11 protein-coding genes are annotated in these 13,042 nt (G+C 60.7%); 1 reads left to right on the top strand and 10 read right to left on the bottom strand.

The genetic code is table 11. The features are described from left to right. Positions 1-487 precede the first annotated feature (487 nt). Complete coding sequence (gene ric / locus FJ953_RS19625; protein ID WP_140523391.1) at positions 488-1,183, top strand: iron-sulfur cluster repair di-iron protein; 696 nt, start codon at positions 488-490, stop codon at positions 1,181-1,183. 234 nt (positions 1,184-1,417) lie between these two features. Here the strand turns inward: ric and FJ953_RS19620 are convergent, their stop codons facing one another. The 10 genes from FJ953_RS19620 to nosZ all read right to left on the bottom strand — a co-directional run bounded on the left by FJ953_RS19620 (position 1,418) and on the right by nosZ (position 13,022). Then, on the bottom strand, positions 1,418-1,777 hold the full coding sequence (locus FJ953_RS19620) for a hypothetical protein (protein ID WP_140522844.1): 360 nt from the start codon (positions 1,775-1,777) through the stop codon (positions 1,418-1,420). 186 nt (positions 1,778-1,963) lie between these two features. After that, positions 1,964-5,077, bottom strand: coding sequence for a molybdopterin cofactor-binding domain-containing protein (locus FJ953_RS19615; protein WP_140522846.1), 3,114 nt, complete (start codon positions 5,075-5,077; stop codon positions 1,964-1,966). Continuing rightward, on the bottom strand, positions 5,074-5,544 hold the full coding sequence (locus FJ953_RS19610) for a (2Fe-2S)-binding protein (RefSeq protein ID WP_140522848.1): 471 nt from the start codon (positions 5,542-5,544) through the stop codon (positions 5,074-5,076). The genes FJ953_RS19615 and FJ953_RS19610 overlap by 4 nt, the downstream gene beginning before the upstream one ends. Before the next feature lie 117 nt (positions 5,545-5,661). After that, on the bottom strand, positions 5,662-5,940 hold the full coding sequence (locus tag FJ953_RS19605) for a DUF2249 domain-containing protein (protein ID WP_140522850.1): 279 nt from the start codon (positions 5,938-5,940) through the stop codon (positions 5,662-5,664). Positions 5,941-6,405: 465 nt separating this feature from the next. After that, positions 6,406-7,278: an FAD:protein FMN transferase gene (locus FJ953_RS19600; protein WP_224656233.1), complete on the bottom strand. Its 873-nt coding sequence runs from the start codon at positions 7,276-7,278 to the stop codon at positions 6,406-6,408. 133 nt (positions 7,279-7,411) lie between these two features. Next, positions 7,412-7,972 (bottom strand): nitrous oxide reductase accessory protein NosL, encoded by a 561-nt coding sequence (locus tag FJ953_RS19595; protein ID WP_224656242.1) that lies wholly within the window; start codon positions 7,970-7,972, stop codon positions 7,412-7,414. Next, complete coding sequence (locus FJ953_RS19590) at positions 7,969-8,799, bottom strand: ABC transporter permease (RefSeq protein ID WP_140522856.1); 831 nt, start codon at positions 8,797-8,799, stop codon at positions 7,969-7,971. The genes FJ953_RS19595 and FJ953_RS19590 overlap by 4 nt, the downstream gene beginning before the upstream one ends. Then, complete coding sequence (locus FJ953_RS19585) at positions 8,796-9,713, bottom strand: ABC transporter ATP-binding protein (RefSeq protein WP_140522858.1); 918 nt, start codon at positions 9,711-9,713, stop codon at positions 8,796-8,798. Before FJ953_RS19585 ends, FJ953_RS19590 begins: the two co-directional genes overlap by 4 nt. Further along, a complete protein-coding gene (locus FJ953_RS19580) occupies positions 9,710-11,059 on the bottom strand; it encodes a nitrous oxide reductase family maturation protein NosD (RefSeq protein WP_140522860.1) in 1,350 nt (449 codons plus the stop codon). Before FJ953_RS19580 ends, FJ953_RS19585 begins: the two co-directional genes overlap by 4 nt. A gap of 37 nt (positions 11,060-11,096) precedes the next feature. Next, positions 11,097-13,022, bottom strand: coding sequence for a TAT-dependent nitrous-oxide reductase (nosZ, locus tag FJ953_RS19575; protein ID WP_140522862.1), 1,926 nt, complete (start codon positions 13,020-13,022; stop codon positions 11,097-11,099). Positions 13,023-13,042 lie beyond the last annotated feature (20 nt).

The following is a 13,042-nucleotide window of genomic DNA, read 5'->3' as shown; positions in this document are numbered from 1 at the left end:
GATCACATGGCGCAGGCGATCGGCATCGTCGGCCATTGCGACTTTGGCTGGCCGCCGATCAGAGCATAAGCCTGCGGCCTTTGCGCGACGGCCGGATGAAGCGCACCGGATGCCCTCATGCCTCCTGCGGCTGAAACAGCGGAAAACTCTGTTCAATCGCCGAAGACATCGGGCCTATCACGCTAGGCGATCAGGTGCGCACCCCTGCCCGGACACGCAGGATCCGAACTTGATAAATTGCTATGTTCTTTGAGCCAAATGCCCTGAACTCAGCCGCGCCGCACGCACTCAGGCTTCCCGCTGGGAGGCTGACGGCGACAGCTTGGTGATCTGCTCCTCTTTGTTCCAGCGCAAAGACGCGGACCTTTATCTGGGCAATTCATGGTCCAACGGTTGGCACGATTTCGTCCTCGAGACATTGCGTCGCGTCGAATGGGCCCGCTTCAAGTTTCAAAGCCGTTGTGTCGAAAATGCATGGAGCTTCGTCATGAACACCCAATTCCCAGTTCCAGAACTATGGGAACGCACGGTCGGCGACATAGCCGCAACGCTGCCTGGCGCCACCGCCGTTTTCCGCAAATTCAAGATCGACTTCTGCTGCAATGGCGATCTCACCCTCGATGGCGCCGCGCACCGGCGCGGAGTCGATCCCGACGACCTTGAGCGCGCGTTGGAGGCACTTGGTACCGACACTGCGGGTACAGCGGCGCCGGCTGCGATGGACAGCGATGAACTGATCAACCACATCGAAGCCTGCTACCACGAAGCGCACCGGCGCGCTCTGCCCGAGCTCATTGCACTGTCGCGTAAGGTTGAGGCGGTGCATCGCGAACATCCGAAGGTGCCGGCCGGCCTTTCGGATGCGTTACGGCAGTTGCAGAGCGAACTGGAGCAACACATGGCCAAGGAAGAGGCCATTCTGTTTCCAGCAATGCGGCAGTGGGGCAAAGGCAAGTTCGATATCCCGATTTCGGAACTGCGGCACGAGCACGACGACCAAGGCACCTTGCTTCGGCTCCTCGAAAGCCTCACCGGCGACTTCGTCACGCCCGACGGAGCCTGCCGCTCCTGGCAGGCGCTCTACGTCGGCACGGCTCAGTTTGCCGAAGACCTGATGGAACACATCCACTTGGAGAACAACATCCTGTTCCCGCGGTTCGCGGCAACGGAAGGCCGCGTCTAGCCGCCTAACGTCGACGACGACTGCAGCTACGCGGATCGCATAGCGAATCCTCGGCTGATGGTCTTGGTACTGAGGTAGCCACCGTGTTGTCGTCAGCACCAACTCGCTGTGGACCAACGCGCCTTTCCAGTTCGTCCAACCTGTCCCTGATGTCGTTGGCATCGGCCAGGTCTTCGCCCTGCCCTATCCTAGTTTGGCCTGATCTCACGACGGCCAATGGCGTGGCGGAAATGCCTAGTGGCGGTCGCTAAAATAGCTACGGGCTCGCGATAACACTTCCTCAGCGGTGACCGCATCGACAAATTCCACGCCAACGACACGACCCTCGGCCTTCTGACGGCATATGCGCTCGAGCAAGCCGACACAGCTCGATCTATTTCCGATTATAATCCATTTCTTCCGAGCTTCCAGAAAGCCAAGAACCTCCCCGAAGAAATCATCGTCTCGACGTTGGCCTTTCTGACCATCATGCGTCAGCCGCATGTCACCGATGAATTCAGGTTCTCCAGCGACTGACGGCGTTGCAGCGTCTTCAAAAAGGAACACTTTTGCTGTTCGGAATTCCAGCCACACAACAGCGTGATCGATTGACATGCCCTACCCCAGCTATCCTACGAGATATCCGGTGTGGGCGCTTGCCGCGCATTTGATATCGTTCGGCGGCATCGGCAGTGAACAGGCATGGAAGGGATGCACGGCCAGAAAGCGCAGGCGCACCCTAGGCTTCGGACCGAGTGCAATACCACAGTGGCTTAGATGCACCTCCATGACCATTGTCCCTCAACTCAATCCAGCGAGGACTCGCACGGGTATTGGCGGCAAATCTGTCAGTTCAGTGCCCAGGGCATCATTGACGGCGTTGACCACGGCCGCCGCGACCGGGATTGTCGCGATCTCTCCGACGGCTTTGGCGCCGAAGGGGCCGGTCGGCTCACCCTCTTCGGTGAGCAGGACACGCATCGGCGGCATCTCGGAGGCATTGGCCAATGTATAGCGGCTGAAGCTGTCGCCACGCATTCGACCAGTGACAGGGTCGATCGCAACATCCTCGTAAAGGGCATATCCGATACCGATCTGGATTCCCCCATGGAGTTGGCCTTCCACCAGCATGGGGTTGATCGCTCGGCCGACGTCATGGGCGGCTAGATAATCTGTCACGCGTACGCGACCGGCGAGTCCGTCGACCTCCACCTCAGCAAAATGCGCTGCGTATGAGCCTGAATTGGCCTGGGCGCGATAGGTCTCGGTCGCCGTGGGCAGTTCCGCCCCGCGGACCGTCAAGCGGGCAGCGAGTTCTGAAAGCGCCAGGCCCGAGCCGTCCGGGCGGCGCACTGCGCCCGCCTCCAGCCTCAATTCATCAACTTCTGTATTCAATTCCAGGACCGCCGCAGCCCGGATCACTTCCGAGAGTGCCACGCCTGCAAGTCGGATTGCTTCGCCGCAGATATAGGTCATGCGACTGGCCCGTGTGCCGAGATCATATGGACAGCTATCGGTGTCGGCGGGAACGATGGCAATGTCGCACGCCCTAAGACCCAACGTCTCGCCCGTGATCTGCGCAAGCGTCGTGTCGGCCCCACAGCCGAGGTCGTGGAGCGCGCAGACGAGTTCCGCTCGCCCGTCGGGCAGGAGGCTCAACCTCGCCGTCGTTTCCTCGTGGAAACCGGGATAGCAGCCGTTGATGTGAGTGGCCGAGGCTACCCCCACTCCTCGCCGCCACCGGCCTCGTCCGGCATCCGTCTGCCTACGCGCCTGCCAGCCGAATGCATCGGCCCCGCGTAGCAGACATTCTCTCCCCCGAGCGTTGCCAACGTTGAGCCCTTGCCAAGGTTCAATCGCGTTAGGCTCAACCAGATTCCTCAGCCGCATCGCCACCGGATCCACCCCCAGCCGCCGCGCGGATATATCAAGCGTGATCTCGGCTATTGTGTGGATCTGGGGGGATCCGTAACCGCGAAAAGCGCCTGCCGGGGCGGTGTTGATGTAGACTGCGCGGCCCGTGTAGCGCTCGGCGGGAACGTCATAAAGCCGAACCAGTCTTTGAAGCATCGAACTGGGCAGATAGTTGCCGCCGGTGCAATAAGCGCCGATGTCCACCAGCGTCTCGGTGTCGCGCGCCAGGATTCGGCCGTCGGAGCTAAGCGCGATCCGCATCCGGCCGACAACGCTCGACCGCGTGCGGGTCGCGGTGAAGGTTTCATGCTGGTCGTAGCGGATCATGACAGGCCGCCCTAGTACCAGCGCAAAGAATGCACACAACGGATCGAGAATCGGCTCGGCCTTGCCGCCGAAGGAGTCGCCTATGGGAGTCTTCACTACGCGTATCTGATCTGGTGGCACTCCCAATGCCTGGACGACGACAGCCTGCACTCCAAAAACGCTCTGACACGGCGAAAGGATCAAGATTCGACCGTCGGATTCAGGCTTGGCAATACAGGCGTGAGGTTCAAGGGCACAGTGATGGCTGCGCGGAGTCGTGACATGTGTTTCCACCACCAGGTCAGCCGCCGCAAATCCGGCATCAAGATCGCCATGCGTAAAGCTCTCGTCGGCCACGGGGTTCATGAAAGCCGGGATGCCATCGTCCCGCATCGCTGGCCCGGCGTGACCGAGCGCAGCTTCAGGATCAAATATAGCGGGGAGATCTACATCTTCGACCGCCACCAACCGTGCGGCGTGCCGCGCGATCTCCTCCGTGTCCGCCACCACAGCCGCAACCCGGTCGCCAATATGGCGCACCACCGCCGGGAACATTCGCTCGTCTGCCAGCGCCTCCTGTCCGGCGAACCAGATCGAGCTGTTGTAGTATCGTGGGGGCGTGTTTTCATGCCAGAAGACAGCGTGTACGCCCTCAACCGCCAACGCGGATGCAGCATCGACACAGGCGACGCGGGCATGTGGATGCGGGCTGAAAACGAGCGCGCAGTGCAGCAATCCTTCGACATGCAAATCGGCCGCGAAGCGCAATGCGCCCGTGACCTTTGCCACACCGTCAACGAGCGGCACCCGATGGGAGATCTGGTTCATCCCGCTGCTTCCTCGAAGAGCCGATCCACGTGGGCTGAGCCCCAGGGCCTGCGCGATCAGGTCGAGGCCGAGTCCGGCGATCGCGCGGCGCTTGTATATCTGCGAATTCCGGCCGGGAATGGCCGTATCGACATCGTCGACTAACGCCGCAATGAAGTCGCGCAACGTGGCGGCACCGAGCTTACGGCCCGCGAGCGCCCCCTCTGCCTGGAGCAGTCTGCTAGAAACGGGACCAAGCGCTCCGGCTGCGATCCGCACGACACCGAAATGGTTGCTCTGAAACTCAGCCAGCAGTGCGAGATTGAGGCGCGAGATGGTCATGTCCTGCCGAGATCCGAGCTTGACGAAGGCGCTTCGCGGCAGAAGGCCGCTTGCTGGCAAGATCACTTCCGTAATCAGATGACCGGAGCTTGGAAGGTGTTCGCAGAGCGCGGCCTCGTGTTGTGTCCCGTCGTGCTTGAGCAGCACCAGTCTTGTTCCCGCGGCGACCAACACGGGCATCAAGTCGGCGGCTGGGGCGGCATTGGCGATGTTGCCACCGATGGTGGCCCGGTTGCGGATCTGGACAGACTCGCACTGTGCGGCAGCCTCGCAAAGGGCCGGAATTCGTACTCGCAGCCTGCAATCCGCGGCAAGCACCGCGACAGTGGTGGCACCTCCGATGCGAACATCCGAGCCATCCGTGGAAATGAAGGCCATGCCCGCCACACGGGCGAGATCAACCAGCAGTCCGATTTCGGGGAGCGGACGGCCCGCGATCAGCATGTCCGTCCCTCCGGCGACGAAATGCACCGGCCCCGCTTCCGCGGCGAGCGTCGCCCGCAACTCGGCCATGTCGACGGGCGCTGAGACCGTGAGCGCATTCATCGCCCTGCCCCCTGGCGAGCGGCGGCTGCGGTAGCGACCGCCTGCACGATGGTCTCGAAGCCGGTGCAGCGGCAGATATTGCCTGCTAGTGCATGGCGGATTTCGGCTTCACCTGGGCTGGGATTGGCATGTAAGAGTCCCTGGGCTGCCAGCAGCATTCCCGGCGTGCAGTAGCCGCATTGCACGGCACCCATCTTCAAGAAGGCCTGCTGCAGATCGTTGATGCCGCTCCCACAGAGTCCCTCGATGGTGGTGATCTCGCGCCCCGCGACTTGAAAGGCCAGCATCAGGCAGGAATCAACCGGCTGGCTATCCAGCAGCACCGTGCATGCGCCACACTCGCCTTCGCAACAGCCTTCCTTGACACCCGTCAGGCCAAGGACGTCGCGAAGAAAGCTGCTCAATCGCGAGATTGGCAAGATCTCAGTCTCGATCGCCTGACCGTTAACCTTCAGCGACATTCTCATGGCGAGGAACCTTCCTCGCCTTAGATGTTTCGAATGTTTGACCTAGGCGGCGGCCAGACCAGTCGGTGGCGACGAAAAAGAAACCTTGCAAAGTGCTGCCGGACGTTGGGCTGGTCATCAGCTGCCGCAGCAACAGTCGCAGCCAGACGATTGCGGTCTGCTGATTTCGACGCGCCAGACCTCCGGCCCTCGCTCAAGGTATTCCCAAGCGAATACACCGGGATATCTGGCCTCGATCTGATAGTGCAGAGGTCGTGGGTCGTGGTCGTTGACGATGATGAAAGAAGAACCCTCGACCAACGCGGCCGCTACCCCGAAGATTCGCGGGTGACGATCTATCGGGGCGATGGTCCGCACGTCGATCAAAAGTGTCGATGCAAGTTCTGGGTCTGCCATGTCGATTGGAATTCCCGGCCGCCAGAAACGTTGGAGCCAGGAGACGGCGGCGATGGTCGATCCCGGCGCGAAAATCTACCCCGTGGTCAGTCAGCCTATTTGTCGAAACGCAAACAATTCCGAGAATCCTGGAGGAATTGGGAAATTGCCGCTTGTCGGCATTCCGCAAAGAGCCGTACGGGCGAACGGCTAGCATGACTGACGCTCCGTCCGTCCTGAGAAAATAGATGCCCGTCCTTCGCGGTTGTACCAGTGACCCAACGGCTCCGCGTTCTCGCCGGCAGTGGGAGGCCAGGTACCTGTGCCGACTGACTGGCGATTTCTAAAGGTGAGCCAGTATCGCTTTTTCTCGATTATCTCGCAGTCTTGCGGGAGAAGACTCACTTGGCACCCGATCCTGGCAGAGCCGCCTGACAATGCGGGCAATTGGACTTGTACCTTTGCCGCCCATCCCCACTCCCCGATTTAAGACTTGACGTGCGTCCATAGAGTGTCTTGCGACAGAACATACGCGTCTACGCCATCGAGGCGTCGGACCGCACCGGCAATTGTCTCCACGTCCATCAAGCTGAAGGCGGTCGACAGTGCATCCGCAATCGTGGCAGTCGGCGCGACGACGCTCAGGCTCGCATAGCGTTGGGGAGTGGATCCGGTTCGCGGATCAATAATATGGGTGAACCGGCCGTCTTCATCGAACTGAAAGCCGGCCGGGCTCGAGGTGGCGACGGCGCTGTCCGTCAGCGGCAAGACTTTCAGAATCGAATCGGAATTGAAGGGATCAGTTATGCCAATGCGCCAAGGACGGTCCTCCGGCGCCGATCCGATCGCACGGCCCTCGCCCATGTTGACGAGCGCGTGCTCAACGCCGCCGGCACGCAGCAGATCGACAACCTTATCCGTTGCGTAACCCTGCGCGATGCCGTTGAGCGTGAGCGCCGACCCGGCCATCGGCAATTCTATGCGATCTTCCGAGTAGGCCAATCTGTCGAAGCCGACCCGATCAAGGGCCTCTTGCATGACCCGCCGCGACGGCCCGGCCGCAGTGGCTCCGGGATCGGAAAAGTGGCGTTGATAGGCCAGCCACAATGGCTGCACCGTAGGATCGAAGGCGCGCCCGGTAAGACGCCAGACGTCGTTGCAACGGCGAAGGATTTCGACGAGATCCGTTGCCGGCGAGACCAGGAATCCTTGGCGATTCAATCTCGAAAGGTCCGAATCCTCACGATAGAGGCTGAAAATCCTTTCCAAGCGGCGGACTTCGGCGGCAACTTGGTCAACGAGCCTCAAGGCCAAGGCTCGGTCGGGATGGTTGATCAGCAGCGTTGCCTGGGCGCCCATAGCTTCTCCGCGCCACGAGACGGCCGACGGTGTCGCCAGAGCTTTGCGACCGAGCGGAAGCAAGGCCATTCCAGCAGCCGCAGCAGTTATGCCAATGAATCGACGGCGAGACATATGGGAGATCATGGCGCCCTCAATTGACGTTGTCGGGATCAAGCGATTGCGGGTCCGAGCCCCGATCGGAAACCGTCTCAGACTCCTGCCCCAGAACGTAATCGCGCGGCAGGTCGGTGAAGTTCAGGACCTGGCCACCATGCTCGCTGGCAAAGGCCCGGGCGGATTCGCTGGAGGAGAAAGGCACCGCTTCCGCAGCTCCCATGCCGCCCTTTTTGTCGCTCCCGATGACGAAAAAGGCGTCCTTGGCATTCACCCAGTTGTTGATACCTGGATTATCCCAGTTGGGTGCTTTCGCCATGTCGGACACGTAGACCGCCCGTATGTCCTTGGGTTCCTCTGGCAGCATGGTAAAGGCGATCGTGTCGCGGGCCGAGGAGAACCAGATGGGCTCGTCATACTTGGCAAGGATAACCTGCCCTTTCGGGCCCGGATGTTCGAGGATGTTCATACCGCAATAGCGACCCATCGCATCTTCGGTCATGGCGAACGGCGCCGGCATCTTGTCCGGGCCGCGCTGACAGCCGGCTATGGCTATGAGGCTTCCGGCGAGGAGTCCCAGTCCCAAGCGCATCCTCACAACTCCCTCGTCGAAAATATGAAAGCGGCGGCGGCCATCGGCGCCACCGTCCACGCTGCTAGTGTCGCCACGAGCGACAAGGAACCGAGCCCGACACTCTGGACGGTTCCAGCCATGCCGGATGCCGAACTGATCTCGGCAGTGCCCATGAGATTCAGCAGCCTGTACGCATCGGTCGGATTAAGAAGAAGCAGGGCATTTAGCATGCCGGCGGTCACGAATCGCCCTTGATCGGCTACCAGCAATCCCAGCAACCCCATGTCGTAGATCAGCACAAACAGGAGCCAGATACCGATCGCGATCCCACTCGCGGTTCCGTGGTCGCGTGAGAGCGCGCTCACAAGATAGCCGATCGCCACAAACACGGCTCCGAGCAGCACCGATGAGGCCGTCATTGTTCCGAAGGCGAACCAACTGGCGCCGCCAATCGACTTTCCGGTCGCCGCCAGCGCAATCGCGGCAACGCCATACCCAATGAGGGTCGCAAATGCCAGGATCGCAAGATGGCCAAGGAACTTGCCGAGAAGCACTTGCCAACGCCGCACGGGATAGCTCAGCAACAACGTCATCGTGCCGCGCTCGATCTCGCCGACAATCGCATCATGGGAGATCAGTAAGGCGATGAGCGGAACGATGAATATGGTGAGGCTGGCCAGGCTCACCACGACAACGTCAAGAGCGCCGGCCCCGACATTGCCAGTTGGCGCACTGCCGAGAAACGTCAGGGTTAGCGCGAGCGCCGCCAACAGTGCTGTCGCTGCCACCACCCAGCGGTTTCGCAGCCCTTCGCGGATTTCCTTGACGGCCAGAAGCGCGATCGTACTCATGCTGATGGTCTCCCGCCGAGGAAATGGGCATAAAGTTCATCGAGGCCGGGCGGCACCATCTCGATGTCGTCGAATGGCACTTCGGCGCCGCCTGTCCGGCGCAGGAACGCGATCTTGCTATCGGGGGACGCGTCCAATTCGATGGTATGGCCGTTCACCTGCCGGAGATCCGGCCCATTTCCCATCCAGTCCCTGATGCGCTGGACGCCGCCGTCGGTAGCCCTCATCCGAATGACCGTCGGCAGGCGAGAGATCCGCCGCAATTCATCGAGCGACCCGTCCGCGATCTTCTTGCCTTCGTTCATTATAATGACGCGCGTGGCGTTTCCTTCGAGCTCGTTGAGGGCGTGCGACGACAGAAGGATCGTTGTCCCCGCATCCCGCATTTCACGCACGATCCGATAGAATTGCTGGCGCAGTTCTGGATCGAGGCCGGTGGTCGGCTCGTCCAGCAGAAGAACCCGCGGCGTTCCGATCAGCGCTTGCGCCAATCCCAGCCGCTGCCGCATGCCCTTCGAGTAAGTTCCAATGCGTCGGTCCGCAGCATGCGCAAGACCGATCCGATCCATCAGCTCGTTCACGGAGCGCGGGCTCTCGCCCTTCAATCCAACGTAGAATCGAAGCATTTCGCGGCCAGTCAGAACCGGATTGAACGAAACGTTCTCCGGCAGATAGCCAAGATGTCTGCGAACGGCGGAATTTCCGGCTGACGTATCCTGCCCCAGCACGGTCACGGAACCTGATGTGGGCCGGCTCAGCCCAAGCATGAGCTTGATCAGGGTTGTCTTGCCCGCACCGTTATGTCCAACGAGGGCGACGGTCTCAGCATCACTCAGTGCGAATGAAACGTCATCGACGGCCCTGACCCTGCCAAAGTGCCTGGCAACGGAGTTCAATTGAATGTTGACGCTCATGGGCTCTCCTTCGTGTCAGCCGGCTTCATCAGAGGATGGCTGTCGACGACGCCGCCGGGGAAGACTGCGGGAAATCGGGTCTGCGCCCAGCGGATCACCTGCACCGCGGGGCTGTTGACGAGAACCTTCGCCGCCGGCGCTGTCCAGAGCACTTTGTCGATCATATCGTTTGGTCGGTAGGAGTTGTCGCCGATACCGTCGCCGTTCAGGTCAAAAGCCGGGTTGTCGCTCCAGTAGTTACCTCGGCCGCCGCTCGACCACTCAAGGTAGCGCGTACCGACATATTTCACCTGGTTTCGATTGCGGATGAAGGCGTTACCGGCCATCTCGTTGCCTTCCGAACCGGCCGTAAAATGCACGCCGATCTCGCAACCCTCGAATCGATTGCCGCGAAAGCGGTTCTTGTTTGCATTGTAGATGAACACGCACTTCTCGGGGCCTAGGCGGGTAATGGCCCCTGTCGGAGTCACCACCCTGTCCGCGTCGGCCACAGGAAGTCCGTCCGTGTCGGCGAAACGCTGTCCGTTGCTCGCCCATCTTCCGATCGGCTGCCTTCGGCCGCGAACCACGTTGCCGCTTATTTCTGAGCCATTGGCATAATTGAGCAGCAGCCCGTTGTCGCGGTCGCCGTCGGACAAATTGCCCGTGACCCGCAGCCTACTGGAATACATGATGGCGTAGCCAACAACATTGCCGACTGAAACGTTGTCACTGATCACGCTGTCGTTTGTGTACATGTAATGGATGGCGAACCGCACATCGTGGAAGGTGTTCGCGCTGAATTCATTGTGTTTGCTGGCAGTCGCAAAAATGCCATCGCGTCCAAAGCTGATCTGGTTGCCGACGACCTTGGCGCCTGGCGCGTTCCAGACGGAGACGCCATTTCCAGCCTGGTTCGTCCGCCCTGTGCGCATGCCCTCTATGCGGTTACCCCTAGCGACGGCGCCCGCAGCGCCATGGAGATATATTCCGTAGAGGTTGCCGAGGATCGTGTTTCCCTCGACCATCACGCCCTTGGCCGTCTCTTTCACGAACACGCCGGCGTCCATCGCATCCAAGTCGGACCCAGAACCAACAATCTCCAAATCGCGCACCGCAGCATTCGCGGCCTCGACGGTGATCACGTTGCCCTGGCCATCACCCTCGACGATTGCGCCCGCCTGGCCTTGCAGGGTCACCCGTTTGTTGATGGATACAGGACCGCGATGTCTGCCGACTGCGAGCAACAGCACGTCGCCGGGGGCGGCGGCATCGACGGTCGTTTGAAGGGGCGTCTCATCGGCCGGCACGGCGATTTCCGCCGCCCCGGCATCGTTACCAGGAATGGCGACGAGAAACGCCGCCATTCCCAAAGTTCCGAGGGTGGCCAATCGAGCCATGCTGTCACGCCGCCTGCGGCTCGACGAACATGCGGCCCTGCATCTCCATGTGCATGGCATGACAGAACCAGGAGCAGTAATACCAGTAGACGCCTGCGCGGTCGGCCGTGAACGTCACCGAAGCAGTTGCCTGGGACGCTACTTCCATGTTGATCCCGTAGTTGACGATTGCGAAGCCATGGGTGAGGTCTTCCACCTCATCGATATTGGTGACGTAGACCGTGACCTCGTCGCCTTGCTTGACGGAGAAGCTCTCCAGTCCGAACGCCGGTGCAGCCGACGTCATGTAGACGCGAACCTTGTTTCCGTCGCGGATGACTTCGCTATCCGCCAGCAGGTCAATGCCGTCAGCAACTGCCTGTTTTACCGCGTCAGCGAAGAACGGGTCCGCCCGATCCCATGCGCTGACGGGGTTTATTTTCGACCGGTGAACCAGCGTTGCGTCATGTGGTTCGGCAAAGCTCGGCCCGTCATGGACGAGCGCCATGGTATCCCCCGAGATATCGATGAGCTGGTCGTTCTCAGGCTTGAGCGGGCCGACGTTGAGGAACCGGTCCTTGGAGAACTTGTTGAGGGAGATGAGCCATTTGCCGTCCGCCTCCTTCGTCTGCCCCATCGAGGAATGGTTGTGGCCGGGCTGATAATGGACGTCGAGCTTTTGGCGGATCGGATCGACCTTCTCGCCGGCGAAGGAGCGCTTGGCATCGTCGATATTCCATTTGCAGATCTGGCTGTCGATGAACAAGGTGGTGTAGGCATTGCCCCGGCCATCGAAAGCCGTGTGCAACGGCCCAAGACCGAGCTGGGGTTCGGCCACGACGGCATCGCGGGGCTGGATCTTGTCGTCGAAGAGATCGTCGAACTTGCGCACATCGAAAACCGTGCAGGTGGGCGACAGCTTGCCGTTGGCCACCACATGGATTCCGTCTGGCGCGGTATTGATGCCATGCGGGCTGTTCGGAACGGGAACGTAGCGCGTGTAGGGCGAACCGTGGCGTCCGTCGATGACCGGCACGCCGCCGATTTCCTTGAAATCACCCTTGGCGACGGCTTGCTCGATGCGCTTGAGATTGAAGATGACGACCCAATCCTGCTCTTTCGCCATCGTCTCGGCCAAATTGACACCTTCTTCGGAATTGTAGCAGGTGGCATAACAATATTTGCCCTGGTAGTCGGCATCGACGTTGTCGAGATTGCCGTCGACCATCACCTGCCATGCGACCTTCATTGTCTCCCCGTCAACGGCGGTGAAGATGGCGTGGTACTTCGTCTTGTCGTCGAGGACTTTACCGTCGTTCGGGATCGGCACCCGGTCCTCGCCATTGCAGAAAACGTAGCCTGTCTTCGGATATTTCTGGACGCGCAGCCCGTGCACGGTGTGCTGGTTCGGCAGCTGGATGATCTTGTCGCATTTCATCACGTCGAGGCGGATACGGGCCACGCGGGTATTGGCCTTGTCATTCGCGAACAGGTAGCGGCCGTCATAGGTGCCATCCGTAAACGAGAGGTGCGGGTGATGAAGATCGCCGTTGAGGTAGATGCCGCCCTTGTCCTTCAGGAATTCCTTGGTTTGCGGCAGCAGCCCTTCGGTCAGCACCTTGCGGCTTTCGTTGGTCAGGCCCCATCCGGTCGCGCTGCAGCGGTTGAAGACGGGGATCCGCATCAGTTCGCGCATCGAAGGCGCACCGACAATGCGGACTTCGCCGCTTTGGCCGCTCGAAAAGAACACATAATATTCATCGAGCTCGCCTGGCATGACCTCGAACTTTTGCCCTCCAGACGCAGCGCTCTGTGCCGCAGCCGGCGACACCATGCTTCCGCCCAATGTCAGCGTGCCGCCAATGCCCGATGCGCCGGCGGCCGCCACGATTGCCGACGTACCCAACAGCTGGCGCCTGCTCAGGGTTCTCTTGCGGTCTTCTTCCGACATATTCCGTCTCCTTCTGGTTG

Source organism: Mesorhizobium sp. B2-3-6, from assembly GCF_006442305.1.
Taxonomy (GTDB): Bacteria; Pseudomonadota; Alphaproteobacteria; order Rhizobiales; family Rhizobiaceae; genus Mesorhizobium.
Note: the sequence above shows the minus strand (reverse complement) of the source record. Positions and strands in the feature narration are given on the sequence as shown.

Bases quoted from the DNA above. Each gene is read 5' to 3' on its own strand.
- FJ953_RS19620 (WP_140522844.1), bottom strand. From the start codon at position 1,777: ATGTCAATCGATCACGCTGTTGTGTGGCTGGAATTCCGAACAGCAAAA.
- FJ953_RS19590 (WP_140522856.1), bottom strand. From the start codon at position 8,799: ATGAGTACGATCGCGCTTCTGGCCGTCAAGGAAATCCGCGAAGGGCTG.
- FJ953_RS19615 (WP_140522846.1), bottom strand. From the start codon at position 5,077: ATGAATGCGCTCACGGTCTCAGCGCCCGTCGACATGGCCGAGTTGCGG.
- FJ953_RS19585 (WP_140522858.1), bottom strand. From the start codon at position 9,713: ATGAGCGTCAACATTCAATTGAACTCCGTTGCCAGGCACTTTGGCAGG.
- FJ953_RS19610 (WP_140522848.1), bottom strand. From the start codon at position 5,544: ATGAGAATGTCGCTGAAGGTTAACGGTCAGGCGATCGAGACTGAGATC.
- ric (WP_140523391.1), top strand. From the start codon at position 488: ATGAACACCCAATTCCCAGTTCCAGAACTATGGGAACGCACGGTCGGC.
- FJ953_RS19605 (WP_140522850.1), bottom strand. From the start codon at position 5,940: ATGGCAGACCCAGAACTTGCATCGACACTTTTGATCGACGTGCGGACC.
- FJ953_RS19600 (WP_224656233.1), bottom strand. From the start codon at position 7,278: ATGGGCGCCCAGGCAACGCTGCTGATCAACCATCCCGACCGAGCCTTG.
- FJ953_RS19580 (WP_140522860.1), bottom strand. From the start codon at position 11,059: ATGGCGGCGTTTCTCGTCGCCATTCCTGGTAACGATGCCGGGGCGGCG.
- nosZ (WP_140522862.1), bottom strand. From the start codon at position 13,022: ATGTCGGAAGAAGACCGCAAGAGAACCCTGAGCAGGCGCCAGCTGTTG.